Source organism: Pseudomonas sp. Fl5BN2, assembly GCF_009908205.1.
In the GTDB taxonomy this organism is placed as follows: domain Bacteria; phylum Pseudomonadota; class Gammaproteobacteria; order Pseudomonadales; family Pseudomonadaceae; genus Aquipseudomonas.
Genome location: NZ_JAAARL010000027.1, coordinates 47,037 through 64,772 on the forward strand (window position 1 = coordinate 47,037; position 17,736 = coordinate 64,772).

The 17,736-nt window shown below is 63.5% G+C and carries 15 protein-coding genes; 11 read left to right on the top strand and 4 right to left on the bottom strand.

The annotated features are described in order from the left end of the window. Together gacA and GV819_RS28455 are read right to left on the bottom strand one after the other, a co-directional pair. Positions 1-642, bottom strand: a complete 642-nt coding sequence (gene gacA / locus GV819_RS28450) for a response regulator transcription factor GacA (RefSeq protein WP_011061841.1) — start codon at positions 640-642, stop codon at positions 1-3. Between the two features lie 145 nt (positions 643-787). Next, positions 788-1,153 carry a helix-turn-helix domain-containing protein gene (locus GV819_RS28455; protein WP_161759355.1) on the bottom strand — a complete coding sequence of 122 codons (366 nt, stop codon included), beginning with the start codon at positions 1,151-1,153 and terminating at the stop codon, positions 788-790. 81 nt (positions 1,154-1,234) lie between these two features. On the opposite strand from GV819_RS28455, the gene GV819_RS28460 reads away from it, so the two are divergent. Continuing rightward, the gene (locus GV819_RS28460) at positions 1,235-1,465 is read left to right on the top strand and encodes a DNA-binding protein (protein ID WP_161759356.1); all 231 of its coding nucleotides are present in this window, start codon (positions 1,235-1,237) and stop codon (positions 1,463-1,465) included. An 18-nt stretch (positions 1,466-1,483) separates the two neighbouring features. Here GV819_RS28460 and GV819_RS28465 read toward each other — a convergent pair whose 3' ends face one another. Beyond that, on the bottom strand, positions 1,484-1,945 hold the full coding sequence (locus GV819_RS28465; RefSeq protein WP_161759357.1) for a GNAT family N-acetyltransferase: 462 nt from the start codon (positions 1,943-1,945) through the stop codon (positions 1,484-1,486). Then, positions 1,945-2,700: a carbon-nitrogen hydrolase family protein gene (locus tag GV819_RS28470; protein WP_161759358.1), complete on the bottom strand. Its 756-nt coding sequence runs from the start codon at positions 2,698-2,700 to the stop codon at positions 1,945-1,947. The genes GV819_RS28465 and GV819_RS28470 overlap by 1 nt, the downstream gene beginning before the upstream one ends. 638 nt (positions 2,701-3,338) lie before the next feature. Between GV819_RS28470 and GV819_RS28475 the strand changes: the two genes are divergently transcribed. The 10 genes from GV819_RS28475 to GV819_RS28520 all read left to right on the top strand — a co-directional run bounded on the left by GV819_RS28475 (position 3,339) and on the right by GV819_RS28520 (position 17,118). Beyond that, on the top strand, positions 3,339-4,430 hold the full coding sequence (locus GV819_RS28475; protein ID WP_161759359.1) for a 3-deoxy-7-phosphoheptulonate synthase: 1,092 nt from the start codon (positions 3,339-3,341) through the stop codon (positions 4,428-4,430). A gap of 215 nt (positions 4,431-4,645) precedes the next feature. Then, the gene (locus GV819_RS28480; protein WP_161759360.1) at positions 4,646-4,927 is read left to right on the top strand and encodes a peptidylprolyl isomerase; all 282 of its coding nucleotides are present in this window, start codon (positions 4,646-4,648) and stop codon (positions 4,925-4,927) included. Between the two features lie 136 nt (positions 4,928-5,063). Further along, positions 5,064-6,926, top strand: coding sequence for an extracellular solute-binding protein (locus GV819_RS28485; protein WP_161759361.1), 1,863 nt, complete (start codon positions 5,064-5,066; stop codon positions 6,924-6,926). Next, positions 6,926-7,990 carry a microcin C ABC transporter permease YejB gene (locus tag GV819_RS28490; protein WP_161759362.1) on the top strand — a complete coding sequence of 355 codons (1,065 nt, stop codon included), beginning with the start codon at positions 6,926-6,928 and terminating at the stop codon, positions 7,988-7,990. The genes GV819_RS28485 and GV819_RS28490 overlap by 1 nt, the downstream gene beginning before the upstream one ends. After that, positions 7,990-9,012 carry an ABC transporter permease gene (locus tag GV819_RS28495; protein ID WP_161759363.1) on the top strand — a complete coding sequence of 341 codons (1,023 nt, stop codon included), beginning with the start codon at positions 7,990-7,992 and terminating at the stop codon, positions 9,010-9,012. The genes GV819_RS28490 and GV819_RS28495 overlap by 1 nt, the downstream gene beginning before the upstream one ends. Positions 9,013-9,026: 14 nt before the next feature. After that, the gene (locus GV819_RS28500) at positions 9,027-10,601 is read left to right on the top strand and encodes an ABC transporter ATP-binding protein (RefSeq protein WP_161759364.1); all 1,575 of its coding nucleotides are present in this window, start codon (positions 9,027-9,029) and stop codon (positions 10,599-10,601) included. Positions 10,602-11,161: 560 nt separating this feature from the next. Then, positions 11,162-12,580: a sigma-54 interaction domain-containing protein gene (locus tag GV819_RS28505; RefSeq protein WP_161759365.1), complete on the top strand. Its 1,419-nt coding sequence runs from the start codon at positions 11,162-11,164 to the stop codon at positions 12,578-12,580. A 284-nt stretch (positions 12,581-12,864) separates the two neighbouring features. Next, positions 12,865-14,256 carry a GntP family permease gene (locus GV819_RS28510; RefSeq protein ID WP_161759366.1) on the top strand — a complete coding sequence of 464 codons (1,392 nt, stop codon included), beginning with the start codon at positions 12,865-12,867 and terminating at the stop codon, positions 14,254-14,256. Positions 14,257-14,263: 7 nt separating this feature from the next. Beyond that, entirely contained in the window at positions 14,264-15,037 is a 774-nt protein-coding gene (hbdH, locus tag GV819_RS28515; protein ID WP_161759367.1) for a 3-hydroxybutyrate dehydrogenase, read from the top strand. 125 nt (positions 15,038-15,162) lie between these two features. Beyond that, positions 15,163-17,118, top strand: coding sequence for an acetoacetate--CoA ligase (locus tag GV819_RS28520; protein WP_161759368.1), 1,956 nt, complete (start codon positions 15,163-15,165; stop codon positions 17,116-17,118). Positions 17,119-17,736 lie beyond the last annotated feature (618 nt).

Below are 17,736 nucleotides of genomic sequence, written 5' to 3' on the forward strand. Positions count from 1 at the left end.
TCAGAGGCTGGCATCAACCATGCCATGGCGAACTGCCAACAGCGTCAACTCGACATCGCTGCTGATCGAAAGCTTCTCGAAAATACGATAGCGGTAGGTGTTCACGGTCTTGGGCGACAGGCATAGCTTGTCGGAGATGATCTGCACTTTCTGGCAGCCGACAATCATCAACGCAATCTGGATCTCCCGTTCCGACAAGGCGTCGAACGGCGAATCACTGGAAGGCTGGAATGATTTGAATACCAGTTGCTGAGCGATCTGCGGGCTGATGTAGCGCTGACCGGCAAACACCAGGCGGATGGCCTGGACCATTTCATTGAGACCGGCGCCCTTGGTCAGGTAGCCCGCCGCGCCTGCTTGCAGCAAGCGAGTCGGAAACGGATCTTCCTCGCAGACAGTCACCGCGACGACTTTGATATCCGGATGGCTGCGCAGCAATTTGCGCGTCGCTTCAAGACCTCCGATCCCGGGCATCTTGACGTCCATCAGGACCACATCGGGCTTCAGCTCCCGCGCCTTGAGCAAGGATTCTTCCCCTGACTCTGCCTGCCCGACTACTTGCAGGCCATCGATGTCAGCCAACATTCGTGTAATGCCCGTACGAACGAGATCATGGTCATCGACTACTAGCACCCTAATCAAGCAGACACCTCGCGATATGGTCTTTAAAGGTTGCCGGACACCTTAGCAAAAAAGCACCGTACAAACCTAATCAGAAGCGCTATATAAAATTCATCGACGAGCGATAAGAGACGCTGCCGACCTGTTAGTAGAAAGTGTCCCGGCCTCAGGACTCCGCGGCCTGGGGCTTTTTCCGTGCACCCTGGCCCTGCGACAACTCGGCCAGGGTGGTGGTCAGGCGACAGATTGCCTCCTGGTCCTCCTTGAACAATGCCCGATAACCGTCGAGCACCTTGGCCTCCGACTGACTCAGCTTGCCGACCTGGATCGGCGTGCGGCTGCCTGTCAGCACATACAGCACGTCCACGTCTTTTGCCGCCACCCGCGACAGGTAGTCCGCCTTGGGTGCACGGTCTCCACTTTCATATTTACCTTGGGCGTTGGCTTCAACGCCGCCGATTTCGCCAAAAACTTTTTGCGACAGTCCAAGGCGTTCTCGCTCCTGCCTCAACCGCGAACCGATTCCACTCATTTGGATGTATGATCCCGTCAGATACACCCCTAGGGGTGTCATACTCTTCAAGCATTGAACAAAATTGAACGGTATTGAACTATGCCCGGTATCCGCACTGCCGCACAAGCCAAGGCCTGGCTGGAACATCAAGGTAAATCGGTTCAACAGTTCGCACGCGAACACGGAGTTGATCCGGCCACTACCTATCAGGTACTGGCAGGCCGCAAGAAAGGCAAACGGGGGGAAGCCCACAAAGTGGCCGTATTGCTGGGGATGAAGGACGGGATCATTCCGGACCAGGTCTCGCCAGTGGACCCAGCCCGGCTGTAAGAGCACCAGGCCCATCACTCAGTTGTCGGCGCAGTCTTTCGCAGTTGAAGCCGATGAGCGCTCCATGCGCCAGAAGCAATCATCCTCGCCTACCACCTGCAGCCCCATCCGCTCGTACAGTTGCTGCGCCGGGTTGCCCTTGAACACAGTCAGGCGCAACAAACCCCGTCGTTCCTGGCGCGCCATTTCCAGCACCTGCTCTAACGTCCAGGCCCCGGCGCCCTGCCCGCGCCACGCTTGCAGCACATGCAGTTCACGAACATAAAGCGCCCGCAGATCCCGGCTCAGGCTGACGAAACCCAGCACCTCGACGCCCTGGCAGATCAGCAGGTTCTCGCGTCCAGCCCAGGCCACATCAAAAGCTTGATCCTGCCACAGCAAATCATTGCGAATGTAATAGCCGAGCATGGTGGAACGGGTCAGGTCCCGGGCGAACGCCAGGTCCATGTCAGTCGCCGGACGCAGTTCAAAAGCGCTCATCAATCCACGATCGCCAACACTTCGGTCTGCCACCGCCCAGCGTCGCGCCGGGCAATCAGTAGTGCCTCGCCGACACCCTCCACAGCGCCCAGCAGCTCACCCTGCGTGCCCCAGACCGCACTGCGCCCGGCACAGGCCCAACCACCACTGGGACCACCATGGTTGGCTATCATCACCAGAATCCCGTGGTCACGGGCATAGCCTTGCAACAATGCGCTGTCGGTGGCGTAACCGCCTTCACTGATCAGTACCCCGGCGGCATAGACCCCGGCACCGGCGTCCACCGCCGATTGCACATGGCTGGCATGACAAAAATCCGCACAAACGGCCAAGGCCACGGTTTCACCGCCCAGGCTCAACGGCGCACCGCCAGTGCCTGGAGCAAACGCCCGCTCCTCTCCCGCATGCAGGTGCTGCTTGCTGTACACCGCCAGTGAGCCATCAGCACCAAGCACCAACGCCCCGACCAACACCGGCCCATCGGCAGACAGGCGGATCGGCATTCCCACCACCGCCGTCAGCCCCAGCTCCCGAGCCAGATTCCGCAGCGACTGCAACGCCAGTGAGTCCGGCGCCAGCGCCAAGTCAGCGGCCAGTTGCGGCTCGTAGCCGGTCAGCGACAGCTCGGGAAAAACCAGCAACTGCACCCCCTGCTGCGCCGCCAGCTGCATCAAGCGCCGATGGCGATCGAGGTTGGCCTGCAGGTCACCAGCGACGGACACCGATTGGGCAGCAGCAAGGGTCAGCATGGTCATGGACATTCCTGGCGGGACAATCTGAGGGAGCGGCGAGTGTGGCATAAATCCCTTCGTGACTTAATCCATAGCCCCTCATACCAATGCCCATAGCAATTACTGATTGAATCACGGCCCCAGCCTCTAGTAAGCTCGCCCCACTTCACGGAGAAACCACATGTTGTCCCAGACCCTTTCCTTGCATCGCCACACCGCCAGCGCACTGCGTTCGGTTGCGGCTGCCTGGGTCAACGGCACCTGCGCTCCGGTCAACTTTTATTTTGGGTATTGGTTTAGCCACTGGCGCGCCTGATACCCAACCGGCGCCCATGTAAACGGGTCGCCTACCAGAGATTTCTCAACCCCCGGTCGGCTTCCCGACCGGGGGTTTTGTTTTTTCAGGCTCGACGTTTTTAACCACGACTTTCAGCGACACACCGAACTTATTGAGGATTGCCCCATGAACTACGCCACCTATTACCGCTACGACATGTTTTCCGCCTGGCGATTTAGCAGCCTCCGTTCGGGACAGCCTGCCGCCTCCGATCGGTCACCTACCGGTGGCAATTGCACACTTATGGCCAGTACGGCCAATTGTCGAACACCCCAGTAGGGCCGCGAGCGGGACAAACCCCGCCGCCCGCCCAGGAAGACCGAACATGAACTCGTCCGTATCCGCTCTGCCCCTGTCCACCCACGTCAGTGCCAATGAAACCCTGACCCAGCGCCTGCCCAGCTCATTGGAGCTCAAGCAGCAACTGCCGCTGTCCCTGGCCCTGAGCCAGCAAGTCGCTGCCCACCGCCAAGCGGTGCGTGCCATTCTCGAAGGTCAAGACCAGCGTCTGCTGGTAGTGGTCGGCCCCTGCTCCATCCACGATCCGCAATCCGCCCTGGAATACGCCGCCAACCTGGCCCGCCTGGCCAGCCAAGTGAGCGACCAGATGCTCTTGGTGATGCGCGCCTACGTGGAAAAACCTCGCACCACCGTCGGCTGGAAAGGCCTGGCCTATGACCCGCACCTGGACGGCAGCGACGACATGGCCGGCGGCCTGAGCCTGTCCCGCGAACTGATGCGCGAAATGCTGCGCCTGGGCCTGCCGATTGCCACCGAACTGCTGCAGCCCATGGCCGCCGGCTACTTCGATGACCTGTTGAGCTGGGTCGCCATCGGCGCGCGCACCACCGAATCGCAGATCCATCGCGAAATGGCCAGCGGCCTGGAGATGCCCGTGGGTTTCAAGAACGGCACCGACGGCGGCGTCGCCATCGCTTGCGATGCCATGCGCTCGGCGAGCCATCCGCACCGCCACTTCGGCGTCGACAGCCAAGGCCATCCGGCGATCATCCAGACTCCGGGCAACCCCGATACCCATCTGGTGCTGCGCGGCGGCCATCGCGGGCCGAACTACGACCGCCAGAGCGTGGCCCAGGTCCAGCACGACCTGCAGAAGCTGAAGATTCCAGCGCGGATCATGGTGGATTGCAGCCACGCCAACAGCGGCAAGGACCCACTGCGCCAGCCGGCGGTATTCAACGAGGTGCTGGAACAGCGCCTACAAGGCGATCGCTCATTGATGGGGGTGATGCTGGAGAGCCACTTGTTCGAAGGCTGCCAGCCCCTGAGCGCCAACCTGCGCTACGGCGTATCGGTGACCGACGGTTGCCTGGGCTGGGACGCCACCGAGCAACTGTTGCGCAATGCCGCCCAGCAACTGCAGCGCGCGCACAAGGCCGCAGCCGTCCCCGCCTGAGCACCAGCGCCCCCGTAGGAGCTGGCTTGCCAGCGAAGGCGTCCTCAAGAGCACCGTCTCCTCCAAGGACCTCTTCGCCGGCAAGCCGGCTCCTACGGGACTATCACCACCCATCCCCCCGCAACCGCCCGGCGGCAATGGTTTGAAGGAACTTTGAGAAGAAATAGCCACCTGAATCCGGTAGGCTCTCAACTTTCTTGAAAGGAGCAACACCCATGGCCAAAGCCACTGCCCGTCACATCCTGGTTGCCAGCGAAGCCAAGTGCAACGAACTCAAATCCGAGATCGAAGCCGGCGCCGACTTCGCCGAAGTCGCGAAAAAGAACTCCACCTGCCCGTCCAGCCGTGACGGCGGCAACCTGGGCTCCTTTGGCCCGGGCCAGATGGTCAAGGAATTCGACACCGTGGTGTTCAGCGCCCCGATCAACGTCGTACAAGGTCCGGTGAAGACCCAGTTCGGTTATCACCTGCTGGAAGTCACCAGCCGCCAGGACTGATCCGCTCGCGATTTTTCCAGCCAACGGCCCGCCTTCTGGTGGGCCGTTGTGCTTGTGACACAGGATGCGGCTGGCCAGCAACGCGCCGCTAGCGTACAAATCGTGGTCATCGATCACCCGGCTCCTAAGGCTGACAATGCGACTGCTTTCCTCCTCCGCGCTTCTCACCGCCCTGTTGCTGGGCGCCGCAAGTACCCAGGCCGCACCGCAGCACGCCATGACCGTCTACGGCGAACCGGCCAAGTACACCCAGGGCTTCAGCCACTTCGACTACGTCAACCCCCAGGCCCCGAAAGGCGGGACCCTGCGCCGCTCGGCGATCGAGATCGGCCGCTTTGACCATGTGCTGCCCTATATCGACAAAGGCATCGGCGTGTCCCAGCTCGACGGCATGGTCTATTCGCCCCTGGCCCTGCGTTCCCTGGACGAGCCCTACACCGTCTACGGCCTGGTGGCCGAGAAGATGGAGCGCGCCGAAGACGGCCTGTGGCTGCGCTTCTACCTCAACCCCAAGGCTCGCTTTGCCGATAACACGCCGATCACCGCCGAAGACGTACGCTACAGCTACGAGCTGCTGATGACCCAGGGCAGCATGCGCTACCGCACCCAGTTCGAGGACGTCAAAGGCGTCACCGTGGAATCGCCACGGGTGGTGCGCTTCGACTTCAAGAACAATGAAAACCGCACCCTGCCCCTGGATATCGCGACCCTGCCGGTGTTCCCCGAACACTGGTGGAAGAGTCGCGACTTTGCCAATGGCGGCGGCTATGAAGCGCCCCTGGGCAGCGGGCCGTACCGGGTAAGCAAGGTCGACTCGGGCAACAGCATCACTTTCGCCCGCAACCCCGACTGGTGGGGCAAGGACCTGCCAGTAAGCCGTGGCCTGTACAACTTCGATCATTTCAGCGTCGAGTACTTCGGTGACATCGACGTCGCCCGCCAGGTGCTGCGCGGCGGCGCCTACGACTACAACCGTGAATTTTCCGCCACCGGCTACTCCATCGGCTACAGCAGTCCGGCCCTGAGCGATGGCCGCCTGCAAAAGGCCCACCTGGCCCAGTCGGCACCGCAGCCGGCCCAGGGCTACGTGTTCAACCTCGACCGGCCGGTGTTCCAGGACCGCCGGGTGCGCCAGGCCCTGGCCATGCTCTGGGATTTCGAATGGAGCAACCGGCAGATGATGCGCGACCTGTACATCCGCCAGCAGAGCTTCTTCTCCAACACCTCGCTGGCGGCCCGCAGCCTGCCGGACGCCGATGAGCTGAAGATCCTCGAACCTCTGCGCGGGCAGATCCCCGACGAAGTCTTCACCCAGGTCTTCGAAGCCCCCAAGACCGATGGCAGCGGCAATATTCGCGACAAGCAGTTGCAAGCCCTGGCCCTGCTGGAACAGGCGGGCTGGAAAGCCGAAGGCGACAAGCTGGTGAATGCCCAGGGCGAGCCGCTGAGCTTCACCTTCCTGATCACCCAAAGCTCCATCGAACGCCTGTTGCTGCCCTACAAGCGCAACCTGGCGCAGATCGGCATCAGCCTGAACATCCGCCGCATCGACTCTTCGCAATACGTCAACCGCCTGATGGCCAGGGACTACGACATGATCGTCACCGGCTACCCGGTGACCACCTCGCCCGGCATGGAGCTGTACAACTACTTCGGCTCGGCCGCGGCCAACGACCCCGGCTCCAACAACTACATGGTGCTGAAGAACCCGGCGGTGGACACCCTGGTCAACGGCCTGGTGAAAGCCACCAGCCAACCGGAGATGCTGCGCTATGCCCACGCCCTGGACCGAGTGCTGCAGTGGAACTACTACTGGATCGCCAACTACTACCCACCGGGCACCTCCACCGTATGGTGGAACCGCTTCGGCATCCCCAAGGTGCCCGCAAGCAACGATGAAGCCATCGAGAGTTGGTGGGAAGTCAGCAACACTGCGCTGACCGATGAACAAATGGCCGCCGAGCAGATCCGCCGTGGCAAACCCGGAGGACGCCACTGATGCTGGCCTATATTCTGCGGCGCCTGCTGCTGATCATTCCGACCCTGTTGATCATCCTCCTGGTGAATTTCGTCATCGTCCAGGCCGCCCCCGGCGGGCCGGTGGAACAGGCCATCGCTCGCCTGCAAGGCATCGGCGGTGGTGGCAGTGTCGGCGGTTCCGCCGACGTCATGAGCAGCAGCGGCTCCCGGGCCAGCCGCGGCCTGGATCCCAAGCTGATCGAGGACATCGAGAAACAATACGGCTTCGACAAACCGGCCCACGAACGCCTATGGCTGATGCTCAAGAACTACGCCCGGCTGGACTTCGGCAAGAGCTTCTTTCGCGGCGCCACGGTCACCGACCTGATCCTGGAAAAGATGCCGGTGACCATCTCCCTCGGCCTCTGGGCGACCCTGATCACCTACCTGGTGTCGATCCCCCTGGGCATTCGCAAGGCGGTGCACCACGGCAGCCACTTCGACATCTGGAGCAGCACCGCGATCATCATCGGCTACGCCATGCCGGCGTTCCTGTTCGCCATGTTCCTGATCGTGCTGTTCGCCGGTGGCACCTCGCTGAACTGGTTCCCGGTGCGCGGGCTGGTCTCGGACAACTTCGAGCAACTGAGCACCCTGGGCAAGATCGCCGACTACTTCTGGCACCTGGTGCTGCCGGTGACCTCGCTGGTGATCGGCGGCTTCGCTACCCTGACCATCCTCACCAAGAACTCCTTCCTCAACGAGATCACCCGCCAGTACGTGGTCACCGCCCGGGCCAAGGGCCTGAGCGAACGCCGGGTGCTGTATGGCCACGTGTTCCGCAACGCCATGCTGCTGGTGGTGTCGGGGATTCCCCAGGCCTTCATCAGTGTGTTCTTCGCCGGCTCGCTGCTGATCGAGGTGATCTTCTCCCTCGATGGCCTGGGCCGCATGAGCTACGAGGCCGCCGTGTCCCGTGACTACCCGGTGGTGTTTGGCTCGCTGTTCATCTTCACCCTGTTCGGCCTCTTGATAAAACTCATCGGCGACCTGTGCTACACCCTGGTCGACCCGCGTATCGACTTCGCCGCGAGGAACGCCTGATGTTCACGCTTTCTCCCCTGGCGCGCCGACGCTTCGAGCGTTTCAAGAAAAACCGCCGTGGCTGGTGGTCGCTGTGGCTGTTCATCGGCCTGTTCATCCTCACCCTCGGCGGCGAGCTGATCGCCAACGACAAACCGCTGGTGGTCAGCTACCAGGGCTCGCTGTATTTCCCGGTGTTCAAGCGCTACACCGAGCAGGAATTCGGCGGCCAGCTGCCATTCCAGGCCGACTACCGCAGCGACTACGTGCAGCAACTGATCCGCAAGGACGGTGGCTGGCTGCTGTTCCCACCGGTGCCCTTCAGTGAGGACACGCCCAACTACGACCTCAGCCAACCCGCCCCCAGCCCGCCGAGCACCGTCAATTGGCTGGGCACCGACGACCAGGCCCGGGATGTACTGGCGCGAGTGATCTACGGTGCCCGGGTATCGATCCTGTTTGCCTTGGCGCTGACCGCCATCAGCGCCCTGATCGGCATCGCCGCCGGCGCCCTGCAAGGCTACTACGGCGGCTGGATCGACCTCCTCGGCCAGCGCCTGCTGGAGGTCTGGTCGGGGCTGCCGGTGCTGTACCTGCTGATCATTCTCTCGGGGTTCGTCGAACCGAACTTCTGGTGGCTGCTGGGAATCATGGCGCTGTTCTCCTGGCTCGCCCTGGTGGACGTGGTGCGTGCCGAGTTCCTGCGCGGACGCAACCTGGAATACGTCAAGGCCGCCCGGGCCCTGGGCCTGACCGACCGCAAGATCATCCTGCGGCACATCCTGCCCAACGCCATGAACGCGACCCTGAGCTACCTGCCGTTCATCCTCACCGGCGCCATCTCGACCCTCACCGCCCTGGACTTCCTCGGCTTCGGCATGCCCGCCGGCAGCGCCTCCCTGGGCGAACTGATCGGCCAGGGCAAGCAGAACCTGCAGGCACCCTGGCTGGGACTGACGGCGTTCTTCACCCTGGCGCTGATTCTCTCGTTGCTGGTGTTTATCGGCGAGGCGCTGCGTGATGCCTTTGACCCACGATCGTGAAGCGGATTGAACCAATGACCGACAACCTGATTGAAATCCGCCAGCTCGACGTGGCCTTCGGCGAGCACCGCGTAGTCCGCAACCTGAACCTGGATATCCGCCCCGGCGAATGCCTGGCGCTGGTGGGCGAGTCCGGCTCGGGCAAGTCGGTGACCGCCCACTCGATCCTGCAACTGCTGCCGCAGACCGGCTGCAGCAGCAGCGGCAGCGTGCGCTATCGCGGCCAGGAACTGATCGGCGCCGACGCCGCGACCCTGCAGAAGCTGCGGGGCAACCGCATCGCGATGATCTTCCAGGAGCCGATGACCTCGCTCAATCCGCTGCACAGCATCGAGAAGCAGATCGGCGAGACCCTGCTGCTGCACCGTGGCCTGGGCGGCAAGGAAGCCCAGGCACGGATCCTCGAACTGCTGGAGCTGGTTGGCATTCAAAAACCCAGGGAACGCCTCAAGGCCTACCCGCACCAACTCTCCGGCGGCCAGCGCCAACGGGTGATGATCGCCATGGCCCTGGCCTGCGAGCCGGAACTGCTGATCGCCGACGAGCCGACCACCGCCCTCGACGTCACGGTGCAACGCAAGATCCTGCTGCTGCTCAAGTCCCTGCAACAGCGCCTGGGCATGTCGCTGCTGCTGATCAGCCACGACCTCAACCTGGTGCGGCGCATTGCCCAGCGGGTGTGCGTGATGAAGGCCGGGGAGATCGTCGAACAGGCCGATTGCGAAACCCTGTTCAACACCCCGCAACATCCCTACAGCTGCGAGCTGCTGCACGCCGAACCCGAGGGCGAACCCCTGTGCCTCGACACCCGGAAAACCGTGCTGGAAGTGGACCACCTCAGCGTCCAGTTCCAGATCGCCGGCGGCCTGTTCCGGCGCAAGGAGTATCTGCGGGCAGTAGACGGCATCAGCCTCAGCGTGCAGCAAGGCAAGACCCTGGGAATTGTCGGCGAGTCCGGCTCGGGCAAATCGACCCTGGGCCAGGCGATCCTGCGCTTGCTGGATTCCCAGGGCGGCATCCGCTTCCAGGGCCAGGCCCTGGATGGCCTCGATCAGAAACAGCTACGGCCTTGGCGCAAGCAGATGCAGGTGGTGTTCCAGGACCCGTTCGGCAGCCTCAGCCCACGCATGTCGGTGGCGCAGATCATCAGCGAAGGCCTGGAAGTACACAGCCAGTACGATGCCAGGCAGTGTGATGAACAAGTGGTCCGCGCCCTGGAAGAAGTTGACCTGGACCCGGAGAGTCGCCATCGCTACCCCCACGAGTTTTCCGGCGGCCAACGCCAGCGCATCGCCATTGCCCGGGCCCTGGTGCTCAAGCCGGCGCTGATCCTGCTGGACGAACCGACCTCGGCCCTGGACCGCACCGTGCAAAAACAAGTGGTGCTGCTCCTGCGTCAACTGCAGGAAAAGTACGGCCTGACCTACCTGTTCATCAGCCATGACCTGGCTGTGGTGCGAGCGTTGGCCCACGACATGATCGTGATCAAGGACGGCAAAGTCGTGGAGCGCGGCCCCAGCCATGAAGTGTTCGACGCACCGCAACACCCCTACACCCAGGAGCTGCTCGCCGCCGCCCAGCCCGGCTGACTGCTGCAGGAGCTGGCTTGCCAGCGAAGGCGTCCGCCAGAGCGACGCCCCATCCAAAGGCCCCTTCGCCGGCAAGCCGGCTCCTACAAGATCCGTGGCAACCTCCCGACCTGTAGGAGCTGGCTTGCCAGCGAAGGCGTCCGCAAGAGCGACGCCCCATCCAAGGGCCCCATTCGCCGGCAAGCCGGCTCCTACAAGATCCGTGGCAGCCTCCCGACCTGTAGGAGCTGGCTTGCCAGCGAAGGCGTCCGCAAGACCAGCGCCCCATCCAAGGGCCCCATTCGCCGGCAAGCCGGCTCCTACAAGATCCGCGGTAGCCTCCCGACCTGTAGGAGCTGGCTTGCCAGCGAAGGCGTCCGCAAGACCAGCGCCCCATTCAAAGGCCCCTTCGCCGGCAAGCCGGCTCCTACAAGATCCGCGGTAGCCTTCTGACCTGTAGGAGCTGGCTTGCCAGCGAAGGCGTCCGCAAGAGCGACGCCCCATCCAAGGGCCCCATTCGCCGGCAAGCCGATGCCTGCAAATCGGGCATAATCCCTGGCGCCCATTTTCAGGATGCCCGCATGAACGACAGCGAAAGCCTCAAGGATTACCAGCGCGTCCGCCAACTGGCGATCCGCTCGCTGTTCGAGATCATCGAGCAGTCCAGCGAGGGCACGGTGATCGTCGACCGCGACGCCAATATCGTCTGGATGAACCAGCGTTATGCCCGGCGCTTTGGCCTGGAGTCCGCCGAGTTCGCCATCGGCAAGCCCTGCGAAAGCGTGATCCCCGGCAGCCTGCTGCGCGAAGTGGTGCGCACCGGCCGGCCGATCCTCCTGGACATGCAGGACACGCCCAAGGAACCCCTGGTGGTGATGCGCCTGCCGATCCACGACGACGCCGGCACGGTGATCGGTGCCATCGGCTTTGCCCTGTTCGACGAACTGCGCAGCCTGTCGCCGATGCTCAAGCGCTACCTGAGCATGCAGGAAGAATTGGCCTCCACCCGCTCCTTGCTGCGGGCCCGGCAGACCAAGTACAACTTCGCCCACTTCATCGGCACCAGCGCCGCCAGCCTGGAGGTCAAGCGCCGTGCCCGGCGCGGGGCCAGCGCCGAATCGCCGATATTGCTGCAAGGCGAAACCGGCACCGGCAAGGAGCTGCTGGCCCAGGCCATCCACGCCGCGTCGCCACGGGCCCACAAGCCCTTTGTCAGCATCAACAGCGCGGCGATTCCCGAGGCCTTGCTGGAGGCCGAATTTTTCGGCACCGCCCCCGGCGCTTTTACTGGCGCCGACCGCAAGGGTCGCCCGGGCAAGCTGCAGATCGCCCAGGGTGGCAGCCTGTTCCTCGATGAAATCGGCGACATGCCGCTGCCCCTGCAGAGCAAGCTGCTGCGGGTACTGCAGGAAAAGGAGTTCGAACCGGTGGGCTCCAACGAGGTGATCCACAGCGATGTGCGGATCATCGCCGCCACCTCCACCGACCTTGAGGCGGCGATCAAGCGCGGCGAGTTTCGCGCCGACCTGTACTACCGGCTGAACGTACTGCCGATCCAGGTGCCGGCGTTGCGCGAACGCCTGGACGACCTGCCGGCCCTGAGCGAGGGGATTCTCGAAGAGCTGCGCAGCCAGCATGAGCTGGACCCGCAGGCACTGGCCCTGCTGGCCCAGCATGCCTGGCCGGGCAATATCCGCGAGTTGCGCAACGTGCTGGAGCGCGCGGCGCTACTCAGCGATGACCTGGTGCTGGGGGCTGCGGATATTCGCGCGGCCATCGGCAGCTTCAGCCCGCTGCAGCGTAATGAAGCCCCGCTGCCGACCGAGTCACCGGACCAGGAAACCTTCGCCGCGGCCCGAGAGCGATTCGATCGGCAACTGATCCACACCACCCTGGCCCAATGTGCCGGCAAGGTAGACGAAGCGGCCCGGCTCCTGGGGCTGGGCCGCTCCACCCTATACAAGAAGATGGCAGCGCTGGGGCTCGCAGAATCTCAATAAAGAGACATAAATCTCCATTTGGAGAATTTGCCGATCGGGCAGCGCTTTTCGCTGGCAAGCCAGCTCCTACGGTGGGCTGAACGATCTCTGTAGGAGCTGGCTTGCCAGCGAAGAGGCCGGCCCACCCAAAAAATTCTCAAAACAGAGACAACCAACTCAAGTCCGCCCCTAGAAAAATAAAAATATTCATATATTTCAATTACTTAAACAGATGGCACAGTTCTCGCTATAAGCCTCTCCACACGCAACACCCGACAACAATAACAATCCTGGAGAGACACACCATGAGTGTGATCATTGCCTTGGCAGCCCTGGCGCTGCTGATGCTGGCTGCCTACCGTGGCTACAGCGTCATCCTGTTTGCCCCCATCGCCGCCCTCGGCGCGGTGCTGCTCACCGATCCCTCCGCCGTAGCGCCCGCCTTTACCGGGGTGTTCATGGAGAAAATGGTCGGTTTCATCAAGCTGTACTTCCCGGTGTTCCTGCTCGGCGCGGTGTTCGGCAAGCTGATCGAACTGTCGGGTTTCTCGCGCTCCATCGTCGCCGCGGCGATCAAGCTGCTCGGCACCCGCCAGGCGATGCTGGTGATCGTGCTGGTCTGCGCCCTGCTGACCTACGGCGGCGTGTCGCTGTTCGTGGTGGTGTTCGCGGTCTACCCGTTCGCCGCCGAGATGTTCCGCCAAAGCAATATTCCCAAGCGGTTGATTCCGGCAACCATCGCCCTCGGTGCGTTCTCTTTCACCATGGACGCCCTGCCCGGCACTCCGCAGATCCAGAACATCATCCCCAGCACTTTCTTCAACACCACCGCCTGGGCCGCGCCCTGGCTGGGGGTGATCGGCACCATTTTCGTGTTCTGCGCCGGCATGCTGTTCCTCCAGCGCCAGCGCAACAAGGCGCAGAAGGCCGGCGAAGGCTACGGCACCGAGCTGCGCAACGAGCCGGAAACCGCCGAAGACCTGAAGCTGCCCAACCCCTGGCTGGCACTGTCGCCCCTGCTGCTGGTGGGCATCATGAACCTGCTGTTCACCCACTGGATTCCCCAGTGGTACGGCAAGACCCACAGCCTCAGCCTGCCGGGCATGACGCAGCCTGTGACCACCGAGATCGCCAAGCTCACCGCCATCTGGGCAGTGCAGGCCGCATTACTGCTGGGCATCCTGATGGTGCTGGTGTGCGGCTTCTCGGCGATCCGCAGCAAGCTCGCCGAAGGCAGCAAGAGCGCGGTCAGCGGCGCCCTGCTGGCGGCCATGAACACCGCTTCGGAATACGGTTTCGGCGCGGTGATTGCCTCCCTGCCGGGTTTCCTGGTGTTGGCCGACTGGCTGAAAAGCATCCCCAACCCGCTGGTCAATGAAGCCATCACCGTGACCTTGCTGGCAGGCATCACCGGGTCCGCCTCGGGGGGCATGAGCATCGCCCTGGCAGCGATGTCCGACAGCTTCATCAACGCCGCCCACGCCGCCAACATCCCTCTGGAAGTGCTGCACCGGGTGGCCGCCATGGCCAGCGGCGGCATGGACACCCTGCCCCACAACGGCGCGGTGATCACCCTGCTGGCGGTCACCGGGCTGACCCACCGCGAAGCCTACAAGGACATTTTCTGCATTACCCTGATCAAGACCCTGGCGGTGTTTGTCGTCATCGCCACTTTCTACGCCACCGGCATTGTGTGAGGTATTCATGACCACTCTTAAGGGCAAGACCGCACTGGTCACCGGCTCCACCAGCGGCATTGGCCTGGGCATCGCCCTGGTGCTGGCCAAGGCTGGAGCCAAGCTGATCCTCAACGGTTTTGGCGACGCCTCGAAGGCAATCGCCGAGGTCCGGCAGTTCGGTGGCCAGGTCGGCCACCACCCGGCGGATGTCAGCGACCCGGCGCAGATCGCCGAAATGTTTGCCTACGCCGAACGGGATTTTGGCGGCGTCGATATCCTGGTGAACAACGCCGGCATCCAGCACGTGGCCGCGGTGGAGGAATTCCCCGTGGAACGCTGGGACTCGATCATCGCCATCAACCTGTCGTCGGTGTTCCACAGCACCCGCCTGGGGCTGCCGGGAATGCGCACCAGGGGCTGGGGGCGGATCGTCAACATCGCCTCGGTGCACGGCCAGGTGGGTTCGGTGGGCAAGGCCGCCTATGTGGCGGCCAAGCATGGGGTGATCGGCCTGACCAAGGTGGTGGGCCTGGAAACCGCCACCAGCAACGTCACCTGCAATGCCATCTGCCCGGGCTGGGTGCTGACCCCGCTGGTGCAGAAGCAGATCGACGACCGCATCGCCGCCGGCACCGATCCCCAGCAGGCGCAGCACGATCTGCTGGCGGAAAAACAGCCGTCCCTGGAGTTCGTCACCCCGTCGCAGCTGGGGGAACTGGTGCTATTTTTGTGCAGTGACGCGGGCGCCCAGGTGCGCGGCGCGGCGTGGAATATCGATGGTGGCTGGCTGGCGCAATGACTCGACGCCCAGGCTGATGCCTTCGCCGGCTAGCCGGCTCCTACACGGCTCATCACCGCCTTGCAGGAGCGGGCTTGGCAGCGAAAAGCCCGACCCGGAAAAACAATAAGAACACGAGGCCTTGCATGTCCGACATTCTCTGGCAACCCAGCGCCGAACGCATCGGCAAGACGCGCATCGACGCCTTTCGCCGCTTCATCAATCAGCGCCACGGCCTGGACATCAGCGACTACCCCGGCCTGCACCAGTGGAGCATCGACCAGCGCGAAAGCTTCTGGCAGGCGATCGTCGACTTCTTCGACGTCAGCTTCCACCAGAGCGCCGAATGCGTGCTCCGCGAAGGCCCGCAGATGCCCAGCGCCCAGTGGTTTCCCGGCGCCACCCTGAACTTCGCCGAGCACCTGCTCAAACGCCGGGATGACAAGGTTGCGGTGGTGGCGCTCAACGAGAACGGCCAGCGTGAACAACTGAGCTACGCCGAACTGGCGGCCCAGGTGGCCGGCCTGCAGCGCAGCCTGCGCGATGCCGGGGTGGGCCTCGGCGATCGGGTGGCCGCCTGCATGCCCAACACCTGGCAAACCCTGGTGGGCATGCTCGCCAGCAGCAGCCTTGGGGCGGTGTGGTCCAGTTGCTCGCCGGACTTCGGCACCCAGGGGGTGATCGATCGCTTCGGCCAGATCGAACCCAAGGTACTGATCACCTGCGCCGGCTATCGCTACGCCGGCAAGGACATCGACCAGACAGCCAAGATCAACGAAATCCTTGAGCGCCTGCCATCCCTGGAGCAATTGCTCATCGTGCCCTACGCCCGCCCGCAGGCGCGGATCGAGGACTACCGGACCCCGGCCAGCGTCAGCCTGTGGGACGCCTTCTACCGTCCAGGCGGCGAGCCCGAATTCGTCCCGCTGCCCTTCGCCCACCCGCTGTACATCCTCTATTCCAGCGGCACCACCGGGGTGCCCAAGTGCATTGTCCACGGCACTGGCGGGGTGCTGCTGCAGCACCTCAAGGAACACGGCCTGAACGCTGACCTGGGGCCCGGCGAGCGGTTGTTCTACTACACCACCTGCGGCTGGATGATGTGGAACTGGCTGGTCTCGGCCCTGGCCACCGGCGCCAGCCTGGTGCTCTACGACGGCTCGCCCTTCCACCCAGCCAACGAACAACTGATCGACCTGATCGATAGCGAAGGCATCAGCGTCTTCGGCACCAGCCCCAAATACCTGGCGGCCCTGGAAAAGGCCGGCAGCCGGCCGCGCCACAGTCACCGCCTGGACAGCCTCAAGACCCTGCTCTGCACCGGCTCGCCGCTGTCGCCGCAGAGCTACGACTACGTCTACCGCGAGATCAAGAGCGACCTGTGCCTGGCGTCGATGTCCGGTGGCACCGATATCGTTGCCTGCTTCGTCGCCGGCAACCCGGTGCAGCCGGTGCGCCGTGGCGAGATGCAGGGCAAGGGCCTGGGCATGGCCATCGAAGTGTGGAACGACCAGGGTCAGCCAGTGATCGGCGAGAAAGGCGAACTGGTGTGCACCCGGCACTTCCCGAGTATTCCCGTGGGTCTGTGGAACGACGCGGACCAGAGCAAACTGCGGGCGTCCTACTTCAGTCTGTTTCCCGGGGTCTGGGCCCAGGGCGACTACGCCGAGCAACTGCCCCATGGCGGCTGGCTGATTCACGGGCGTTCGGACGCAGTGCTCAATCCGGGTGGCGTGCGCATCGGCACCGCTGAAATCTACCGCCAGGTGGAAAAGCTGGAACAGGTGCTGGAAAGCCTGGCCATCGGCCAGAGCTGGGAGCATGACGTGCGGGTGGTGCTGTTCGTGCGTCTGCAGGACGGCATCCTCCTCGACGACGCCTTGCAGGAGCGCATCCGCCAGGTGATCCGAGCCAACACCACCCCGCGCCATGTGCCGGCGAAGATCCTTGCGGTGACGGACATACCCCGGACCATCAGCGGCAAGATCGTCGAACTGGCGGTGCGCAACGTGGTGCATGGCCTGCCAGTGAAAAATACCGACGCCCTGGCCAACCCCGAGGCCCTGGAGCAGTTTCGCCACCGCGAGGAATTGCGCAACTGACCCCATCCCTTGCCGGCGAAGGCGTCATCCAGGCCGGAGCACCAGCCAAGGGCCTCTTCGCTGGCAAGCCAGCTCCTACACAGCCAAAGCCCCTTCCCCTACCGTAGGAGCCGGCTTGCCGGCGAAGGGGTCATCCAAGCCGGAGCACCAGCCAGGGACCTCTTCGCTGGCAAGCCAGCTCCTACAAGCCAAAGCCCCTTCCCCCCTACCGTAGGAGCCGGCTTGCCGGCGAAGGGGCCATCCAGGCCGGAGCACCAGCCCAGGGCCTCTTCGCTGGCAAGCCAGCTCCTACACAGCCAAAGCCCCTTCCCCTACCGTAGGAGCCGGCTTGCCGGCGAAGGGATCATCCAGGCCGGAGCACCAGCCAAGGGCCTCTTCGCTGGCAAGCCAGCTCCTACACAGCCAAAGCCCCTTCCCCTACCGTAGGAGCCGGCTTGCCGGCGAAGGCGTCATCCAGGCCGGAGCACCAGCCAAGGGCCTCTTCGCTGGCAAGCCAGCTCCTACACAGCCAAAGCCCCTTCACCTACCGTAGGAGCCGGCTTGCCGGCGAAGGGGTCATCCAGGCCGGAGCACCAGCCAAGGGCCTCTTCGCTGGCAAGCCAGCTCCTACACAGCCAC

What these genes read in the sequence shown, in the direction of transcription:
- GV819_RS28455 (WP_161759355.1), bottom strand. Translation starts at nt 1,153, where the DNA reads ATGAGTGGAATCGGTTCGCGGTTGAGGCAGGAGCGAGAACGCCTTGGA.
- GV819_RS28460 (WP_161759356.1), top strand. Translation starts at nt 1,235, where the DNA reads ATGCCCGGTATCCGCACTGCCGCACAAGCCAAGGCCTGGCTGGAACAT.
- GV819_RS28465 (WP_161759357.1), bottom strand. Translation starts at nt 1,945, where the DNA reads ATGAGCGCTTTTGAACTGCGTCCGGCGACTGACATGGACCTGGCGTTC.
- GV819_RS28470 (WP_161759358.1), bottom strand. Translation starts at nt 2,700, where the DNA reads ATGACCATGCTGACCCTTGCTGCTGCCCAATCGGTGTCCGTCGCTGGT.
- GV819_RS28475 (WP_161759359.1), top strand. Translation starts at nt 3,339, where the DNA reads ATGAACTCGTCCGTATCCGCTCTGCCCCTGTCCACCCACGTCAGTGCC.
- GV819_RS28480 (WP_161759360.1), top strand. Translation starts at nt 4,646, where the DNA reads ATGGCCAAAGCCACTGCCCGTCACATCCTGGTTGCCAGCGAAGCCAAG.
- GV819_RS28485 (WP_161759361.1), top strand. Translation starts at nt 5,064, where the DNA reads ATGCGACTGCTTTCCTCCTCCGCGCTTCTCACCGCCCTGTTGCTGGGC.
- GV819_RS28490 (WP_161759362.1), top strand. Translation starts at nt 6,926, where the DNA reads ATGCTGGCCTATATTCTGCGGCGCCTGCTGCTGATCATTCCGACCCTG.
- GV819_RS28495 (WP_161759363.1), top strand. Translation starts at nt 7,990, where the DNA reads ATGTTCACGCTTTCTCCCCTGGCGCGCCGACGCTTCGAGCGTTTCAAG.
- GV819_RS28500 (WP_161759364.1), top strand. Translation starts at nt 9,027, where the DNA reads ATGACCGACAACCTGATTGAAATCCGCCAGCTCGACGTGGCCTTCGGC.
- GV819_RS28505 (WP_161759365.1), top strand. Translation starts at nt 11,162, where the DNA reads ATGAACGACAGCGAAAGCCTCAAGGATTACCAGCGCGTCCGCCAACTG.
- GV819_RS28510 (WP_161759366.1), top strand. Translation starts at nt 12,865, where the DNA reads ATGAGTGTGATCATTGCCTTGGCAGCCCTGGCGCTGCTGATGCTGGCT.
- hbdH (WP_161759367.1), top strand. Translation starts at nt 14,264, where the DNA reads ATGACCACTCTTAAGGGCAAGACCGCACTGGTCACCGGCTCCACCAGC.
- GV819_RS28520 (WP_161759368.1), top strand. Translation starts at nt 15,163, where the DNA reads ATGTCCGACATTCTCTGGCAACCCAGCGCCGAACGCATCGGCAAGACG.